The 16324-nt window shown below is 68.7% G+C and carries 17 protein-coding genes; 4 read left to right on the plus strand and 13 right to left on the minus strand.

Going from position 1 to position 16324, the window contains the following annotated elements; all coding sequences use genetic code 11:
- Nucleotides 1–96: 96 nt before the first annotated feature.
- The gene (locus ACIQ6Y_RS25130) at nucleotides 97–945 is read right to left on the minus strand and encodes a 3-hydroxyacyl-CoA dehydrogenase family protein (protein ID WP_404042225.1); all 849 of its coding nucleotides are present in this window, start codon (nucleotides 943–945) and stop codon (nucleotides 97–99) included.
- Nucleotides 946–1101: 156 nt separating this feature from the next.
- Here ACIQ6Y_RS25130 and ACIQ6Y_RS25135 point away from each other — a divergent pair, with 156 nt between their 5' ends.
- On the plus strand, nucleotides 1102–1674 hold the full coding sequence (locus ACIQ6Y_RS25135; protein ID WP_404042226.1) for a cob(I)yrinic acid a,c-diamide adenosyltransferase: 573 nt from the start codon (nucleotides 1102–1104) through the stop codon (nucleotides 1672–1674).
- Here the strand turns inward: ACIQ6Y_RS25135 and ACIQ6Y_RS25140 are convergent.
- Nucleotides 1671–2249 carry a hypothetical protein gene (locus tag ACIQ6Y_RS25140; RefSeq protein ID WP_404042227.1) on the minus strand — a complete coding sequence of 193 codons (579 nt, stop codon included), beginning with the start codon at nucleotides 2247–2249 and terminating at the stop codon, nucleotides 1671–1673. The two genes, ACIQ6Y_RS25135 and ACIQ6Y_RS25140, sit on opposite strands and share 4 nt — an antisense overlap.
- Before the next feature lie 154 nt (nucleotides 2250–2403).
- On the opposite strand from ACIQ6Y_RS25140, the gene ACIQ6Y_RS25145 reads away from it, so the two are divergent.
- The 3 genes from ACIQ6Y_RS25145 to ACIQ6Y_RS25155 all read left to right on the plus strand — a co-directional run bounded on the left by ACIQ6Y_RS25145 (nucleotide 2404) and on the right by ACIQ6Y_RS25155 (nucleotide 6188).
- Nucleotides 2404–3585, plus strand: coding sequence for a sensor histidine kinase (locus ACIQ6Y_RS25145; RefSeq protein WP_404042228.1), 1182 nt, complete (start codon nucleotides 2404–2406; stop codon nucleotides 3583–3585).
- The gene (locus ACIQ6Y_RS25150; RefSeq protein WP_404042229.1) at nucleotides 3582–4223 is read left to right on the plus strand and encodes a response regulator; all 642 of its coding nucleotides are present in this window, start codon (nucleotides 3582–3584) and stop codon (nucleotides 4221–4223) included. Before ACIQ6Y_RS25145 ends, ACIQ6Y_RS25150 begins: the two co-directional genes overlap by 4 nt.
- Nucleotides 4224–4358: 135 nt before the next feature.
- Nucleotides 4359–6188: a glycosyl hydrolase family 18 protein gene (locus ACIQ6Y_RS25155; RefSeq protein WP_404042230.1), complete on the plus strand. Its 1830-nt coding sequence runs from the start codon at nucleotides 4359–4361 to the stop codon at nucleotides 6186–6188.
- 10 nt (nucleotides 6189–6198) lie between these two features.
- Here the strand turns inward: ACIQ6Y_RS25155 and ACIQ6Y_RS25160 are convergent, their stop codons facing one another.
- From ACIQ6Y_RS25160 to ACIQ6Y_RS25210, 11 genes are all read right to left on the minus strand, one after another.
- Entirely contained in the window at nucleotides 6199–6645 is a 447-nt protein-coding gene (locus ACIQ6Y_RS25160; RefSeq protein ID WP_404042231.1) for a DUF2550 domain-containing protein, read from the minus strand.
- 130 nt (nucleotides 6646–6775) lie between these two features.
- Nucleotides 6776–7150 carry a F0F1 ATP synthase subunit epsilon gene (locus tag ACIQ6Y_RS25165; protein ID WP_404042232.1) on the minus strand — a complete coding sequence of 125 codons (375 nt, stop codon included), beginning with the start codon at nucleotides 7148–7150 and terminating at the stop codon, nucleotides 6776–6778.
- 116 nt (nucleotides 7151–7266) lie between these two features.
- Complete coding sequence (atpD, locus tag ACIQ6Y_RS25170) at nucleotides 7267–8703, minus strand: F0F1 ATP synthase subunit beta (RefSeq protein WP_404042233.1); 1437 nt, start codon at nucleotides 8701–8703, stop codon at nucleotides 7267–7269.
- Complete coding sequence (locus ACIQ6Y_RS25175; protein WP_404042234.1) at nucleotides 8703–9620, minus strand: F0F1 ATP synthase subunit gamma; 918 nt, start codon at nucleotides 9618–9620, stop codon at nucleotides 8703–8705. Before ACIQ6Y_RS25175 ends, atpD begins: the two co-directional genes overlap by 1 nt.
- A 21-nt stretch (nucleotides 9621–9641) precedes the next feature.
- Nucleotides 9642–11234 (minus strand): F0F1 ATP synthase subunit alpha, encoded by a 1593-nt coding sequence (gene atpA / locus ACIQ6Y_RS25180; protein WP_404042235.1) that lies wholly within the window; start codon nucleotides 11232–11234, stop codon nucleotides 9642–9644.
- A 133-nt stretch (nucleotides 11235–11367) separates the two neighbouring features.
- Nucleotides 11368–12183 carry a F0F1 ATP synthase subunit delta gene (locus ACIQ6Y_RS25185; RefSeq protein WP_404042236.1) on the minus strand — a complete coding sequence of 272 codons (816 nt, stop codon included), beginning with the start codon at nucleotides 12181–12183 and terminating at the stop codon, nucleotides 11368–11370.
- Nucleotides 12180–12728: a F0F1 ATP synthase subunit B gene (locus tag ACIQ6Y_RS25190; RefSeq protein ID WP_404042237.1), complete on the minus strand. Its 549-nt coding sequence runs from the start codon at nucleotides 12726–12728 to the stop codon at nucleotides 12180–12182. The genes ACIQ6Y_RS25185 and ACIQ6Y_RS25190 overlap by 4 nt, the downstream gene beginning before the upstream one ends.
- Before the next feature lie 43 nt (nucleotides 12729–12771).
- On the minus strand, nucleotides 12772–13008 hold the full coding sequence (locus ACIQ6Y_RS25195; protein ID WP_030042676.1) for an ATP synthase subunit C: 237 nt from the start codon (nucleotides 13006–13008) through the stop codon (nucleotides 12772–12774).
- A 78-nt stretch (nucleotides 13009–13086) separates the two neighbouring features.
- Nucleotides 13087–13923 carry a F0F1 ATP synthase subunit A gene (gene atpB / locus ACIQ6Y_RS25200; RefSeq protein WP_404042632.1) on the minus strand — a complete coding sequence of 279 codons (837 nt, stop codon included), beginning with the start codon at nucleotides 13921–13923 and terminating at the stop codon, nucleotides 13087–13089.
- Between the two features lie 210 nt (nucleotides 13924–14133).
- The gene (locus ACIQ6Y_RS25205; protein ID WP_404042238.1) at nucleotides 14134–14571 is read right to left on the minus strand and encodes a hypothetical protein; all 438 of its coding nucleotides are present in this window, start codon (nucleotides 14569–14571) and stop codon (nucleotides 14134–14136) included.
- A 299-nt stretch (nucleotides 14572–14870) separates the two neighbouring features.
- On the minus strand, nucleotides 14871–16190 hold the full coding sequence (locus ACIQ6Y_RS25210) for an MraY family glycosyltransferase (RefSeq protein WP_404042239.1): 1320 nt from the start codon (nucleotides 16188–16190) through the stop codon (nucleotides 14871–14873).
- Nucleotides 16191–16324 lie beyond the last annotated feature (134 nt).

Below are 16324 nucleotides of genomic sequence, written 5' to 3' on the forward strand. Positions count from 1 at the left end.
CGCTGCCAGAGGTTGCCGTCCGTAAGCGAACCGATACCGAATTCCCCCCGAGGTGTGACACCCCTGGGGCGTGTGCGGTTTCGGAGGCCGGGTGCCTCAGTGCTTGTAGAAGCCCTGCCCGCTCTTGCGGCCGATGTCACCGGCGTCAACCATCCGGCGCATCAGCTCCGGCGGAGCGAACTTCTCGTCCTGGGTCTCGGTGTAGATGTTGCTGGTGGCGTGCAGCAGGATGTCCACGCCGGTGAGGTCGGCGGTGGCCAGCGGGCCCATGGCGTGGCCGAAGCCCAGCTTGCAGGCGAGGTCGATGTCCTCGGCGGTGGCGACGCCCGACTCGTAGAGCTTGGTGGCCTCGACGACGAGCGCCGAGATCAGCCGCGTGGTCACGAACCCGGCGACGTCACGGTTGACGACGATGCAGGTCTTGCCGACGGACTCGGCGAACTCCCGCGCGGTGGCGAGGGTCTCGTCGCTGGTCTTGTAGCCGCGCACCAGCTCGACGAGCTGCATCATCGGCACCGGCGAGAAGAAGTGCACGCCGACGACCCGCTCGGGGCGCTCGGTGACGGCCGCGATCTTGGTGATCGGGATGGCTGAGGTGTTGGAGGCGAGCACGGTGTCCGGGCGCACGACCTTGTCGAGCGTGCGGAAGATCTCGTGCTTGACCTCGAGCTTCTCGAAGACGGCCTCGACGACGACGTCCGCGTCGGCGGCCGCGTCCAGGTCGGTCGTGGCGGTGATCCGGCCGAGCGCGGCCTCGGCGTCGGCCGCGTCGAGCTTGCCCTTGCTCACGAACTTGTCGTACGAGGCCTTGATCCCGTCGGTGCCCCGCTTGAGGGCCTCGTCGGTGACATCGCGCAGGACGACGTCCCAGCCCGCCTGCGCGGAGACCTGGGCGATGCCGGAACCCATGAGACCGGCCCCGATGACGGCGAGCTTCCGTGCCACTCCGACTCCCCTTGTGTGCATACACGCTGTTTACGTTTGCTCACGGCGGACACTAGCGGGCGTGAGCCGCTGTGTGACCGGTTAGTAATGCGCGTCACGTCTCACATGACGGACATCACACCGGTGGGGGCGGGGGCGCGTAACTACCCTGGCCTCATGGTCAATCTGACGCGCATCTACACGCGGACCGGCGACAAGGGCACCACGAACCTGGGTGACATGAGCCGGGTGCCGAAGACCGATCTGCGGATCGCCGCCTATGCCGACGCCAACGAGGCGAACGCGGTCATCGGCACGGCGATCGCGCTGGGCGGCCTGGCTGAGGACATCGTCAAGGTCCTCACCCGGGTGCAGAACGACCTGTTCGACGTGGGTGCGGACCTGTCGACGCCGGTGGTGGAGAACCCCGAGTTCCCGCCGCTGAGGGTCGAGCAGTTCTACGTCGACAAGCTGGAGGCGGACTGCGACCGCTTCAACGAACGTCTGGAGAAGCTGCGCTCCTTCATCCTCCCGGGCGGCACTGCGGGCGCGGCCCTGCTGCACCAGGCGTGCACGGTCGCCCGCCGGGCCGAGCGCTCGACGTGGGCCGCGCTGGAGGTGCACGGCGAGGCCATGAACCCCCTCACCGCGACCTACCTCAATCGCCTCTCCGACCTGCTGTTCATCCTGGCGCGGGCGGCCAACCAGGAGCAGGGCGACGTGCTGTGGGTGCCGGGCGGGGAGCGCTAGGACTCCTCCCTGTCCCGCTGGAGCGCCCACTCCCGCTGGCTCACCTTCTCCCGCTTGGGGAACAGCGTGTAGCTCCCGGCGATGACCAGGTTGATGCCGATCACCCAGAGCATGCGCTGCTGCCAGGCGCGCACGGAGCTGATGTCGCCGTCGGTGCCGATGTACCAGACGGCCGACTGGAGCAGGGCGAGGGCGACGACGGCCGCGAGGGTCCAGCGGCCGGCGACCTTCCACTCGTGGACCGCGCGGGCGGTGCCGTACTTCGGCGGGCGCACCGGCGGCGGGCCGCCCGCGAAGCGGTGGGCGAAGCGGGCGTCGGCCCACCGGATGGTGGAGTGGCCGAGGCCGACGGTGAAGCCGATGTAGACGGCCGCCAGGCCGTGCTTCCAGTCGGGCTCCGCCCCGTTCTTCAGGTCGATCGCTGTGACGGTGAACAGCACGACCTCCAGCAGCGGCTCGCACAGCAGCAGGGCCAGGCCCACGCGCGGCATCCGCAGCAGATAGCGGAAGGACAGTCCCGCGGCCAGCAGCGCCCAGAAGGCCACTTCACAGGCGACGATCAGTCCGACGATCACGGCTCGCTCCTCTCGGTCACCCTTCCAGGCTGACGCGCGAAAGGGCCGGGGTCGTCGTCGCCGATGAGGAAGCCGCGGTACATCGAAAGATGCAGTCGGCGACCCTCCCGGCGGACCATGCGACCGGCGGGCGGTTGCGTGTTGGATGGAGCTCATGGCCGCGCCGCTCCCCCGCCCTCACCGCTTCGACGTGTATCTCGGTGTCGCCGGGCTGCTCGGCGGGCTGGTGATGTGGAAGCTCGGGCTGAACACGGCGGGCGGCGGCCTGCTGCCGTCGGAGTGGGGCCTCATCCCGCTGGCCGTGACGGCGCTCATGGAACCGCTGCGCCGCACCAGACCGCAGGCGGCGCTCGTCGTGGGCACCTTCGCGCTGGTCGCGGACACCTTCACGCCGGGCAACCCGGCGACCATCCTGATGTTCACCGACCTCGCCTACGCGGCCGTGCTGTACGGCACGCCCGCCGCGGTCCGCCGTATCCCGGTCACCACCGGTCTGATCAGCATCGGCATCACCCTGGGCTTCCTGGTGTGGTGGCGCAGGCCCGAGGCGCTGCTGGTCGGTCTCGGCGCGGCCATCGTCTCCTTCGGCCCGGCCGCCACCGGCGCCATCGTGCGCAACCACCGTGACGCCGCGGACTCGGCCCGGCTGCAGGCCGAACAGACCGCGCTGCTCGCCGAGATGGACCGCACCCAGGCCGTCACCGCCGAACGCGCCCGGATGGCGCGGGAGCTGCACGACATGGTGGCCAACCACCTCTCGGCGATCGCGATCCACTCCACGGCGGCGCTGTCCCTGGACGACCCGGCCACCTCCCGTGAGGCCCTGGGGGTGATCCGGGAGAACAGCGTCCAGGGGCTGGCCGAGATGCGCCGGCTGATCGGCATCCTCAGGGACAGCAGCGGCGATCTGGAACCGGCCGTGGCGCCCACGCTCGACGGGCTCGGTTCCCTGGTCGAGGGCGCCCGCGCCAACGGCCTGGACGTCGTGCTGGACGCCGACCGCGGGGAAGGGCTGCCCGCGCCGGTGGAACTGGCCGCCTACCGGCTGGTGCAGGAGTCGCTGACCAACGCACTGAAGCACGCCGGGCCCGGCCGGGTCACCGTACGGCTGCGGCAGCGGGACGGAGCGCTGTGCCTCGCGGTGAGCAGCCCGTACGGCGACCGGGACGGGCCGCGCGCGCCGGGTTCCGGGGCCGGGCTCGTGGGCATGCAGGAGCGCGTGGCCCTGCTGCGGGGCACGTTCGAGGCCGGCCCGGAGGAGTCGGCCGACGGCAAGGTGTGGGCCGTACGGGCCACGCTGCCGACCGGGGACATCGAGGAAGGGATGCGGGAATGATCCGGGTGCTCGTCGCGGAGGACCAGTCGGCCGTGCGGGCGGGGCTGGTGCTGATCCTGCGCAGCGCGCCCGACATCGAGGTGGTCGGCGAGGCGGCCGACGGCGAGCAGGCGGTGGAGCGGGCTCGCGAGCTGCGACCGGACCTGGTGCTGATGGACGTACAGATGCCGCGACTTGACGGAGTGTCGGCGACGCGGAAGGTCGTCGCGGAGGGGCTCGCCGATGTGCTGGTGCTGACGACCTTCGACCTCGACGAGTATGTGTTCGGGGCGCTGCGTGCGGGGGCGTCGGGGTTCTTGCTGAAGAACACCGAGGCGCGGGATCTGATCGAGGCCGTGCGGACGGTCGCGCGCGGCGAGGGCCTGATCGCGCCCGCTGTCACCCGGCGCCTGATCGCGGAGTTCGCCGCGAAGCCCGTACGGCAGCCGAAGGCCGATCCGGCCGTCCTCGGTGGTCTCACCCGGCGCGAGCGCGAGGTGCTGGCCTGTCTCGGCGAGGGGCTGTCCAACGCGGACATCGCGACCCGGCTGGACATGGCCGAGGCGACGGTGAAGACGCACGTCAGCCGGTTGCTGGGGAAGCTGGAGCTGCGCAGCCGGGTGCAAGCGGCGGTGCTCGCGCAGGAGTTGGGGATCTAGGACGGGCCTGCCGCGAGAGTTCCGAAGTGGTCCAGACCTATTGACCTCTGGTCCAGACCTTTCCTATCCTCGCGGCACCGTGGGCGTGAAGGCTCAGTCACGCCCCACACCCCCTGTCGACAAAGGAGGCGCTGCATGCGCTTCAGACACAGAGCGGCGGCCGGACTCGCCACGCTCCTCCTCCCCGTGGCCGGCATGGTCGGACTCGCGAGCCCCGCCGAGGCCGCCACCAGCGCCACCGCCACCTACACCAAGGCCTCGGACTGGGGCAGCGGCTTCGAGGGCCGCTGGACGGTGAAGAACACCGGCACCACCACCCTCAGCGCCTGGACCGTCGAGTGGGACTTCCCCTCCGGCACCTCCGTCACCTCCGCCTGGGACGCCGACGTCACCTCCTCCGGTCTGCACTGGACCGCCAAGAACAAGTCCTGGAACGGCTCCCTCGCCCCCGGCGCCTCCGTCTCCTTCGGCTTCAACGGCACCGGCACCGGCTCCCCCTCGGGCTGCAAGCTCAACGGCGGCTCCTGTGACGGCACCTCCGTCCCCGGCGACGCGGCGCCCTCCGCACCGGGCACCCCCACCGCCTCGAACATCACCGACACCTCGGTGAAGCTCAGCTGGAGCGCGGCCACCGACGACAAGGGCATCAAGAACTACGACGTCCTGCGCGGCGGCGCCAAGGTCGCCACCGTCACCGGAACGAGCTACACGGACACCGGCCTCACCGCCGGCACGGACTACTCCTACTCCGTCCAGGCCCGGGACACCGCCGACCAGACCGGCCCCGCCAGCGGCTCGGTCGCCGTGCGCACCACCGGCGGCGGGGGCACCGACCCCGGCCCGCAGCCCGGCTCCAAGGTCAACCTCGGCTACTTCACCGAGTGGGGCGTCTACGGCCGCAACTACCACGTCAAGAACCTGGTGACCTCGGGCTCCGCCTCGAAGATCACCCACATCAACTACGCGTTCGGCAACGTCAAGAACGGCCAGTGCACCGTCGACGACACCTACGCCGCCTACGACAAGGCGTACACCGCCGACCAGTCCGTCTCCGGCACCGCCGACACCTGGGACCAGCCGCTGCGCGGCAACTTCAACCAGCTGCGCCAGCTGAAGGCCAAGTACCCGAACATCAAGGTGCTGTACTCCTTCGGCGGCTGGACCTACTCCGGCGGCTTCGGCCAGGCCGCGGCCAACGCCGCCGCCTTCGCCAAGTCCTGCAAGGCCGTCATCGAGGACCCGCGCTGGGCCGACGTCTTCGACGGCATCGACATCGACTGGGAGTACCCCAACGCCTGCGGTCTGAGCTGCGACACCTCCGGCGCGGCCGCCTTCAAGAACCTCATGCAGGCGCTGCGCACCGAGTTCGGCCCGAACTACCTGATCACCGCGGCCATCACCGCCGACGCCAGTGACGGCGGCAAGATCGACGCGGCCGACTACGGCGGCGCCGGGCAGTACGTCGACTGGTACAACGTGATGACGTACGACTACTTCGGCGCCTGGGACAAGACCGGCCCCACCGCCCCGCACTCCCCGCTCACCTCGTACGCGGGCATCCCGAAGGCCGGCTTCAACTCGGCCGACGCCATCGCCAAGCTGAAGGCCAAGGGCGTCCCGGCGAGCAAGCTGCTGCTCGGCATCGGCTTCTACGGCCGCGGCTGGACCGGCGTCACCCAGGCGGCCCCGGGCGGCTCGGCCACGGGCGCGGCCCCCGGCACCTACGAGGCCGGCATCGAGGACTACAAGGTCCTCAAGAACTCCTGCCCCGCCACCGGCACCGTCGGCGGCACGGCGTACGCCTTCTGCGGCAGCAACTGGTGGTCCTACGACACCCCCGCCACCATCGGCACGAAGATGAGCTGGGCCAAGAACCAGGGCCTGGGCGGCGCGTTCTTCTGGGAGTTCAGCGGCGACACCAGCAACGGCGAGCTGGTCACCGCGATCAGCAACGGCCTGAAGTAAAGATCACGCACTAAGCGACATTGACGCGCTGACCGGGCGGGGCTGCCTCCAGCCACGCGAGGAAACCGGTCAGCGCGTCTTCGCTCATGGCGAGCTCGAGACGCGTGCCCCGGTGCAGACAGACGAGGATCACCGCGTCGGACAGCAGGGCCAGCTCCTCCTCGCCCTCGGGGACGCGGCGGCCGGCCACCTCGATCGCGGAGCGCTCCAGGACGCGGCGCGGGCGAGGAGCGTAGGAGAAGACCCGGAACCACTCGATGCGGTCGCCGTTGTAGCGGGCGATGCCGTAGGCCCAGCCCTTGCCGCTGGTGTCACCGCCCTCGGGGACGTCCCAGCGCAGGGAGCAGTCGAAGGTGCCGCCGGAGCGCTGGATCAGCCTGCGGCGCAGGCCGAAGACGAACAACCCGATCACCACGAGGGCGACGACGATTCCGCACACAGTCAGAGCGAGGACCATCGACACCGACCTCCTCGTCTGCTAGGTAACGGAACGTAAAAAACACCCAGATCTGCCTCAGCCGCGGCCGGTACCGGAAGTGTCCGGTGCCGGCCGCGGCTGAGTTACATCATCGCGTGCGAGCGCTGTGTCAGCGCGCCGCCGCCGCCCGCAGGCGGACATCCGCACGGCGCTCGGCGGCGGCGTCGCCCTCCGCCTTCGCCCGCTCGAGCTCCCGCTCCGCGCGCTGGACGTCGATCTCGTCCGACAGCTCGGCGATCTCGGCCAGCAGCGACAGCTTGTTGTCCGCGAACGAGATGAAACCGCCGTGCACCGCGGCGATCACGGTCCCGCCGTCACTCGTACGAATGGTCACCGGGCCCGACTCCAGCACACCGAGCAGCGGCTGGTGACCGGGCATGACGCCGATGTCGCCGGACGTGGTGCGCGCGACGACCAGGGTGGCCTCGCCGGACCAGACCTCTCGGTCGGCCGCGACCAGCGCGACGTGCAGCTCAGCAGCCAAGGTGGCTCCTCGGGTCACCACCCGGCGGTTCTGCCGGGTGTTGGTTACAAGTCTAGTAGGCGTGAGTGAGGGGGCGGGACGTGCCCGCCCCCTCACGACTCAGGCAGCTGCCCGGGTCAGGAGACGCCCAGCTCCTTCGCGTTCTTCTTCAGGTCCTCGAGACCACCGCACATGAAGAACGCCTGCTCCGGGAAGTGGTCGTACTCGCCGTCGCAGATCGCGTTGAACGCCGCGATCGACTCGTCCAGCGGCACGTCCGAACCGTCCACGCCGGTGAACTGCTTGGCGACGTGGGTGTTCTGGGACAGGAAGCGCTCCACGCGACGGGCACGGTGGACGACGAGCTTGTCCTCCTCGCCGAGCTCGTCGATGCCGAGGATCGCGATGATGTCCTGCAGGTCCTTGTACTTCTGCAGGATGTTCTTCACGCGCATCGCGGCGTTGTAGTGGTCCGCCGCGATGTACCGCGGGTCGAGGATGCGGGACGTCGAGTCCAGCGGGTCCACGGCCGGGTAGATGCCCTTCTCGGAGATCGGACGGGACAGAACCGTCGTCGCGTCGAGGTGGGCGAAGGTGGTGGCCGGGGCCGGGTCGGTCAGGTCGTCCGCGGGGACGTAGATCGCCTGCATCGAGGTGATCGAGTGACCACGGGTCGAGGTGATGCGCTCCTGGAGGAGACCCATCTCGTCGGCCAGGTTCGGCTGGTAGCCCACCGCGGAGGGCATACGGCCCAGCAGGGTCGACACCTCGGAACCGGCCTGGGTGAAGCGGAAGATGTTGTCGATGAAGAACAGCACGTCCTGCTTCTGCACATCGCGGAAGTACTCCGCCATGGTCAGACCGGCCAGGGCCACGCGCAGACGGGTGCCCGGGGGCTCGTCCATCTGGCCGAAGACCAGCGCGGTCTTGTCGATGACGCCGGAGTCCGACATCTCCTCGATGAGGTCGTTGCCCTCACGGGTGCGCTCACCGACACCGGCGAACACCGACACACCGTCGTGGTTGTTGGCGACGCGGTAGATCATCTCCTGGATGAGCACCGTCTTGCCGACGCCGGCACCACCGAACAGACCGATCTTTCCACCCTTGACGTACGGGGTGAGAAGGTCGATGACCTTGACGCCGGTCTCGAACATCTCGGTCTTCGACTCGAGCTCGTCGAAGTTCGGGGCCTTGCGGTGGATGCCCCAGCGCTCGCCCTCGTAGGACTCGTCGACGTTCAGCACCTCACCGAGGGTGTTGAACACCTTGCCCTTGGTGAAGTCGCCGACCGGCACGGTGATGGAGGCACCGGTGTCGGTGACCGGGGCCTGGCGGACCAGACCGTCGGTGGGCTGCATGGAGATCGTGCGGACCAGGCCGTCACCCAGGTGCTGGGCGACCTCCAGGGTCAGCGTCTTCAGCTCGCCGGCGTTGGCCGGGTCGGCCACCTCGACGTGCAGGGCGTTGTAGATCTCGGGCATCGCGTCGACGGGGAACTCCACGTCGACGACCGGGCCGATGACCCGGGCGACGCGGCCCGTGGCAACGGCCGTCTCAGAAGTCGTCGTCATTACTTGTCACTCCCCGCGGTCGCGTCGGCAAGGGCTGCGGAGCCACCGACGATCTCGCTGATTTCCTGGGTGATTTCGGCCTGGCGGGCCGCGTTGGCAAGACGGGAGAGCGTGTTGATCAGGTCTCCCGCGTTGTCGGTGGCCGACTTCATCGCGCGGCGGGTGGCGGCGTGCTTGGAAGCAGCCGACTGCAGCAGCGCGTTGTAGATCCGGCTCTCGACGTACCGCGGCAGCAGGGCGTCGAGGACGTCCTCCGCCGAGGGCTCGAAGTCGTACAGCGGAAGAAGCTCACCCTGGGGGGCGGCCTCCTTCGCGACCTCTTCGAGGCTGAGCGGCAGCATCCGGCTGTCGATCGCCGTCTGCGTCATCATCGACACGAATTCGGTGTAGACGATGTGGAGCTCGTCCACGCCGCCCTCCGCCGTGTCCTTCTCGATGGCCTCGATCAGCGACGCGGCGACCTTCTTCGCGTCCGCGTAGGTCGGCTCGTCGGTGAACCCGGTCCACGACTCCACGACCTTGCGCTCGCGGAAGTTGTAGTGGGCCACACCGCGCCGGCCGACGATGTACGTGTCGACCTGCTGGCCTTCGCGCTCGAGGCGCTCGGTCAGCTGCTCCGCCGCCTTGATGGCGTTGGAGTTGAACGCACCGGCCAGACCACGGTCGCTGGTCAGCAGCAGGACTGCGGACCGGGTGACCGTCTCGGCCTGGGTGGTGAGCGGGTGCTTGGTGTTCGACCCGGTGCCGACCGCCGTGACCGCGCGGGTCAGTTCCTGCGCGTACGGCGTGGAGGCCGCCACCTTGCGCTGCGCCTTGACGACGCGCGAGGCGGCGATCATCTCCATCGCCTTGGTGATCTTCTTGGTCGCGGTGACGGATCGGATGCGACGCTTGTAGACCCGGAGCTGGGCTCCCATGAGTCAGGTCCCTTCCTTACGTCACTTGGCGGCAGCGGCCGGAGCGTCCTCGCCGAGCAGCTTGCCGTCGGAGGTCTCGAACTGCTTCTTGAACTCCGCGACGGCCGAGTCGATGGCGGCGATGGTGTCGTCCGACATCTTCGCGCCCTCCTTGATGGAGGTCATCAGACCCTTGTGCTGGTCCTTGAGGTACTGGAGCAGCTCGCGCTCGAAGCGGCGGATGTCGACGACCGGGACGTCGTCCATACGGCCGTTGGTGCCGGCCCAGACGGAGACGACCTGGTACTCGGTGGCCATCGGCTGGTACTGGTCCTGCTTCAGCAGCTCGACCATGCGCTGACCGCGCTCCAGCTGCTGCTTCGACGCGGCGTCCAGGTCGGAACCGAAGGCGGCGAACGCCTCCAGCTCACGGAACTGGGCGAGGTCCACGCGCAGACGGCCGGAGACCTGGCGCATCGCCTTGTGCTGGGCGGAGCCACCGACTCGGGAGACCGAGATACCGACGTTCAGGGCCGGACGCTGACCGGCGTTGAACAGGTCGGACTCCAGGAAGCACTGGCCGTCGGTGATGGAGATGACGTTGGTCGGGATGAACGCCGACACGTCGTTGGCCTTGGTCTCGACGATCGGCAGACCGGTCATCGAGCCGGCGCCCATGTCGTCGGAGAGCTTGGCGCAGCGCTCCAGCAGACGGGAGTGCAGGTAGAAGACGTCGCCCGGGTAGGCCTCGCGGCCCGGCGGACGGCGCAGCAGCAGCGACACGGCGCGGTAGGCGTCGGCCTGCTTGGACAGGTCGTCGAAGATGATGAGGACGTGCTTGCCCTCGTACATCCACTGCTGACCGATGGCCGAGCCGGTGTAGGGCGCGAGGTACTTGAAGCCGGCCGGGTCGGACGCCGGGGCGGCGACGATGGTCGTGTACTCCAGGGCGCCGTTCTCCTCCAGCGCGCGGCGCACGCCGGCGATGGTGGAGCCCTTCTGGCCGATGGCGACGTAGATGCAGCGGACCTGCTTGTTCGGGTCGCCGGTGCGCCAGTTGTCGCGCTGGTTGATGATCGTGTCGACAGCCAGGGCGGTCTTGCCGGTCTGGCGGTCACCGATGATCAGCTGACGCTGACCACGGCCGATCGGGGTCATCGCGTCGACGGCCTTGTAGCCGGTCTCCATCGGCTCGTGCACCGACTTGCGCTGCATGACCGTGGGGGCCTGCAGCTCAAGGGCACGACGACCGCTGGTCTCGATCTCGCCGAGGCCGTCGATCGGGTTGCCGAGCGGGTCGACGACGCGGCCGAGGTAACCCTCGCCCACCGCGACCGACAGGACCTCGCCGGTACGGGTGACCGGCTGACCCTCCTCGATACCGCTGAACTCACCGAGCACGACGGCACCGATCTCGCGCTCTTCCAGGTTCAGCGCGAGACCGAGGGAGCCGTCCTCGAACTTCAGCAGCTCGTTCGCCATGGCCGAGGGCAGACCCTCGATCTTGGCGATACCGTCGCCGGCGACGGTGACCGTACCGACCTCCTCGCGCGAGGCCGCGTCCGGCTTGTACGCCTGGACGAAGTTCTCCAGCGCGTCCCGGATCTCCTCCGGCCGGATCGTGAGCTCCGCCATCTGGGTTCCCTGCTCTCCTTGTTGGGCCCGAAGTTTCACTTGGGGGGATGGGGACTCCCCCCATCAGGAGGTGAATCCTCTGCACGGCCCAACATGGGCCGTCGTAAGTACGTACTGCGTATTGAGTTGCGGGCTAGCTCGCCAGGCGGCGGCCGGCGTCCTCGATGCGGTCCGCGAGGGAGCCGTTGATGACCTCGTCACCGACCTGCACCCGGATTCCGCCGAGGACCGCCGGGTCCACGTCGAGGTTGAGGTGCATCTGACGCCCGTAGAGCTTCGCCAGTGCGGCGCCCAGGCGCTGCTTCTGGCCGTCGCTCAGCGGAACCGCCGAGGTGACGACGGCGACCATGCGGTCCCGGCGCTCGGCGGCGAGCTTGGACAGGGACTCCAGTCCCGACTCCAGGCTACGTCCCCGCGGCGCGGTCACAAGGCGCGTCACCAGACGCTCGGTGGTGGCCTTGGCACGGCCGCCGAGCAGGCTGCGCAGCAGCTCGCCCTTGGCCGCGGTGGTGGCCTTGCGGTCGGTCAGCGCGGCACGCAGCTCGGTGGAGCCGGAGACGATCCGGCCGAACCGGAACAGCTCGTCCTCGACGTCGTCCAGCGAGCCGCCACGCTGCGCGGCGGTGAGGTCGGCGGTGTTCGCCAGTTCCTCCAGCGCGTCCACCAGGTCGCGGGACTGCGACCAGCGGGAGCGCACCATGCCGGCCAGCAGGTCCACGGTCTCGCCGCCGACCTGTCCACCGAACAGGCGCTGGGCCAGCTCGGCCTTGGCCTCTCCGGCCTGCGCCGGGTCGGTCAGGACCCGACGCAGCGACACCTCGCGGTGGAGCAGCGCGGTGACGGCGGCCAGCTCGTCGGCGAGCCGCGCCGCGTCCACGGACGTGGCGTCCGTCAGCGCGTCGAGACGCTCGCGCGCGGCTGCCAGGGCCTCGCGGCTCGCTCCGTTCATCGCGCGGCCTCGGCCTTCGCGTCGAGCTCGTCCAGGAACCGGTCGATGACACGGCTCTGGCGGGCGTGGTCCTCGAGGGACTCGCCGACGAGCTTGCCGGCCAGGTCCGTGGCGATCTTGCCGACGTCCTGGCGCAGCGAGGACGCGGCGGCCTTGCGGTCGGCCTCGATCTGGGCGTGACCGGCGGCGATGATCTCCTCGCGCTGGCGCTGGCCCTCCGCACGCATCTCCGCGATGAGCGCGGCACCCTGCTCCTGCGCCTCCTGGCGCAGACGCGCGGCCTCGTGCCGGGCCTCGGCGAGCTGGGCCTTGTACTGCTCGAGGACGCTCTGGGCCTCGGTCTGCGCGGCCTCGGCCTTCTCGATACCGCCCTCGATGGCCTCACGCCGCTCTTCCAGAACCTTGTTGATGTTCGGAAGGAGCTTCCAGGCGAGGAAGCCGAAGACGATGACGAAGGCGAGAAGGCCAATGACGAGCTCAGGGATCGGCGGGACGAGGGGATTCTCGGTCTCCCCCTCGGCCGCCAGAATGAGCAGCTGGCTCATGTCGTTGCCTTTCGTCTGGATTGCGGTCGTCAGCCTGAAGTGATCAGGAGCCGTAGACGAACGGCATAACCAGACCGATCAGGGCGAGCGCCTCACAGAAGGCGAAGCCCAGGATCTGGTTGGCGCGGATCAGGCCGGCGGCCTCGGGCTGGCGGGCGAGGGCCTGCGTACCGTTACCGAAGATGATGCCGACGCCCACGCCGGGGCCGATGGCGGCAAGGCCGTAGCCGATGGAGCCGAGGGCCTTGAGGTCACCGGTGACAGCGGCAAGAGTAGACATGCCAGTTCTTCCTTCTCTTTCAAGGACCGGTGGGGGTTGGCCACCGGACGTCTGCGGGGGTTCGAAAGTGGCGGGTGCTCAGTGGTGCTCGGCGAGCGCGCCCTGAATGAAGGTGCAGGTCAGGAGCACGAAGACGTACGCCTGAAGGGCCTGGACGAAAAGCTCGAAGGCCGTCATGACGATGACCATGATGAACGAGACGCCGGCGTAGGCGATGCCGATGCCGTTCAGCAGGTACCAGCTGGCGATCGTGAAGAGCAGCAGCAGGGTGTGGCCCGCGAACATGTTCGCGAAGAGTCGTACCGCGTGGGTGAACGGACGGACGATCAGGTTCGAGAAGAACTCGATGACCATCGCCAGCGGCAGAACCGGGCCGAGTTCCTTGTTGTAGCCCGTGAAGTTCTTGAACGCCCCCACGAAGCCGTGCCGCTTGAAGGTCAGCGAGACCCACAGGACGTACACGATTCCGGCGAGGACGGCGGGGTACGAGATGATCGACGTCACCGGGAACTGGGCGAGCGGGACGATCGACCAGAGGTTCATCATCCAGACGAAGAAGAACAGCGAGACGATCAGCGGAACGTACTTCTCGCCCTCCTTCTTGCCGAGCGTCTCGTAGACGATGCCGCGGCGGACGAAGTCGTAGCCGGCCTCGGCGACCATCTGCATCTTGCCCGGGACGACCTTGGGCTTGCGGAAGGCGGCCCAGAAGAACCCGATCACAACGATGGAGCCGAGCAGCGCCAGCAGCATCGTCTTGTTGAAGTACAGGTTGCTGTCCGCGTCGCCCCAGATGGGCTCGAACAGGAACGAGTGCAGGCCGGGAGCGGGGAAGCCACAGCCGTCGAAGATGTGGCAGTCGGTCTCGAAGGCGAGCACCTGCGTCGGGTCAGCACTCACCGCGGGCTCCTTCAGCGTGGCGCATAGGTACGGCAACCTCGTTGTGTCGGCGCGGCGCGCAGCCGCGGGTCGGCACTGGACTGGTGTTTCGGATGTGGGGGCGGCTGTTCGGGGTCGAGCCTCGCGATGGAACAGGCGTCAGCTCGGATGCCCGCGCCCGCAGTGCCGCAGTTGGCACCGGACGATAGCAGCTTGTCGAACGCGTCTTTATCCCGGGCCTACCCCTCACGACGAAGGGCCCGTCTTCTCGGGCTTGCTGCCCTCGGAGGAGTCGGGTTCGACGTAAAGGATCTTGGACTTCATGTGCGCGTACGTCTGTGCGCCGATCCACACGAGGGTGGTCGCGACGAGCGTGAACGCGAAGGCCTTGGGGTGGAACAGCGACGTGTTCTTGAACGCGGCGAGGAAGATGAACAGCAGCAGGATCTGCGCCGCGTAGAGCATCAGGCCCATCGCCTGGAACAGGTGCGGAAGCGATTTGGCAGTGCGCTGGAGCACGATCAGACCGATCCCCATGAAGAGGATCGTCACCACCGCGGCCACGACGGACCCCACGGCGCCCTTGCCGCCGACCAACAGGCCACTGACGACAGCGGCAACCGCACCGACGGCAGCTGTGGGCACAGCGACCTTGGCCAGGATCCGGACGTCATTGGACGGCATGGCGGCAACTCCGCTTTCAAAGGGGGCAGGGGTGTCGTCATGGACGAGCGTAGCCCCGGGCTGAGAGAGAACCTCACGTCCGAGCGGACCCTCGCACTAGGGTCCTTCGGCTCTATCCCGGGTTCTCGTGAACCGTATCACAAACTATTTGATGAGGTCTTTACCTGGCAGGTGTGCTCGCTGTCACACATGAGAGTGAAGGTGCGCGTCTGTGCAGGAACCGGGCCGACTTGTCTGCTATTGGCCCGGTTCGCTCCCCCATGATTTGGCAATGCTCTAGTCAGATTCTTACCTTCGCGTCAGCGCGAGGTGCCGGCCTTACGCCGGTCCGAGACCTGTGTGCGGGCGCTCAGAGCCGTTGCTCCGTTGACCGTGCGGGCGCCGACCGCGACCGGGGTGCGGGGCTCCTCCGCGGTGGCGGCCAGGGCCTGCGGGGCGGGCTCCGGGGCATGGCGGCGGCGGTAGCGGGGCGGCACGAAGTGGTGGGCCCACCTCGGCACGCGCGGCCTGAAGCGCGGCAGCAGAAGCAGCACCAGGCCGATCGCGCTGAGGCCCACCACACCGAGGACGATCCACATGGACGCCGAGTTGACGGAGTAGGCGAGCGCACCGAACGCGATCAGCGCGGACCAGAAGTACATGATCAGCACCGCGCGGCTGTGGGAGTGGCCGATCTCCAGCAGACGGTGGTGGAGGTGGCCGCGGTCGGCGGCGAAGGGGGACTGGCCGCGCCAGGTGCGGCGGACGATCGCCAGGATCAGGTCGGCGGCCGGGATCGCGATGATGGTCAGCGGCAGCAGCAGCGGGATGTACACCGGCACCGTCTGGTGCACGGCCTCCTTCTCCGACCCCGCGAACAGCTTCAGCGCGTCCGGGTCCACCTGACCCGTGATGGAGATCGCCCCGGCCGCGAGCACCAGGCCGATCAGCATCGAGCCCGAGTCGCCCATGAAGATGCGCGCCGGATGCATGTTGTGCGGCAGGAAGCCCAGGCACATGCCCATCAGGATCGCCGCGAACAGCGTGGCCGGAGCGGCGGCCTCGATGCCGTACGACACCCAGACGCGGTAGGCGTAGAGGAAGAACGCGGCCGACGCGATGCACACCATGCCCGCGGCGAGGCCGTCCAGGCCGTCCACGAAGTTGACCGCGTTGATGGTGATGACCACCAGCGCGACCGTGAGCAGGGTGCCCTGCCACTGGGTCAGCGCCACGTTGCCGAAGCCCGGGATGGGCAGCCACAGGATCGTCAGACCCTGCATGACCATCACGCCCGCGGCGATCATCTGGCCGCCCAGCTTGATCAGCGCGTCGATCTCGAACTTGTCGTCCAGCACGCCGATCAGCCAGATCAGCGCGGCGCCGGACAGCAGCGCCCTGGGCTCGTTGGACGTCTCGAAGACCGCGCTGAGGTTCGCCAGGTGCGCCGCCACCAGCAGGCCCGCGCACAGCCCGAAGAACATGGCGATACCGCCGAGCCGCGGAGTCGGTTCCCGGTGCACGTCCCGGGCCCGGATCTCCGGCATCGCCCCGGCCACGATCGCGAACTTCCGTACCGGCCCTGTCAGCAGATACGTCACCGCGGCCGTGATGCAGAGCGTCAGCAGGTATTCACGCACGGGCTTCCCCACAGGTCTCGCTGGCCATCACAGCCCCACACCCTAGCGACGGTCGCATACGCGACGCATATGTGTGGGGACTTCCGGGTAGCGACGATGGTTGCACGTGCGGCTGTGTGCCGCCGCACACCCCC

Source organism: Streptomyces sp. NPDC096205 (assembly GCF_044763135.1).
Taxonomy (GTDB): Bacteria; Actinomycetota; Actinomycetes; order Streptomycetales; family Streptomycetaceae; genus Streptomyces.

What these genes read in the sequence shown, in the direction of transcription:
- ACIQ6Y_RS25135 (WP_404042226.1), top strand. Translation starts at nt 1,102, where the DNA reads ATGGTCAATCTGACGCGCATCTACACGCGGACCGGCGACAAGGGCACC.
- ACIQ6Y_RS25145 (WP_404042228.1), top strand. Translation starts at nt 2,404, where the DNA reads ATGGCCGCGCCGCTCCCCCGCCCTCACCGCTTCGACGTGTATCTCGGT.
- ACIQ6Y_RS25150 (WP_404042229.1), top strand. Translation starts at nt 3,582, where the DNA reads ATGATCCGGGTGCTCGTCGCGGAGGACCAGTCGGCCGTGCGGGCGGGG.
- ACIQ6Y_RS25155 (WP_404042230.1), top strand. Translation starts at nt 4,359, where the DNA reads ATGCGCTTCAGACACAGAGCGGCGGCCGGACTCGCCACGCTCCTCCTC.
- ACIQ6Y_RS25160 (WP_404042231.1), bottom strand. Translation starts at nt 6,645, where the DNA reads ATGGTCCTCGCTCTGACTGTGTGCGGAATCGTCGTCGCCCTCGTGGTG.
- atpD (WP_404042233.1), bottom strand. Translation starts at nt 8,703, where the DNA reads ATGACGACGACTTCTGAGACGGCCGTTGCCACGGGCCGCGTCGCCCGG.
- ACIQ6Y_RS25175 (WP_404042234.1), bottom strand. Translation starts at nt 9,620, where the DNA reads ATGGGAGCCCAGCTCCGGGTCTACAAGCGTCGCATCCGATCCGTCACC.
- atpA (WP_404042235.1), bottom strand. Translation starts at nt 11,234, where the DNA reads ATGGCGGAGCTCACGATCCGGCCGGAGGAGATCCGGGACGCGCTGGAG.
- ACIQ6Y_RS25185 (WP_404042236.1), bottom strand. Translation starts at nt 12,183, where the DNA reads ATGAACGGAGCGAGCCGCGAGGCCCTGGCAGCCGCGCGCGAGCGTCTC.
- ACIQ6Y_RS25190 (WP_404042237.1), bottom strand. Translation starts at nt 12,728, where the DNA reads ATGAGCCAGCTGCTCATTCTGGCGGCCGAGGGGGAGACCGAGAATCCC.
- ACIQ6Y_RS25195 (WP_030042676.1), bottom strand. Translation starts at nt 13,008, where the DNA reads ATGTCTACTCTTGCCGCTGTCACCGGTGACCTCAAGGCCCTCGGCTCC.
- ACIQ6Y_RS25205 (WP_404042238.1), bottom strand. Translation starts at nt 14,571, where the DNA reads ATGCCGTCCAATGACGTCCGGATCCTGGCCAAGGTCGCTGTGCCCACA.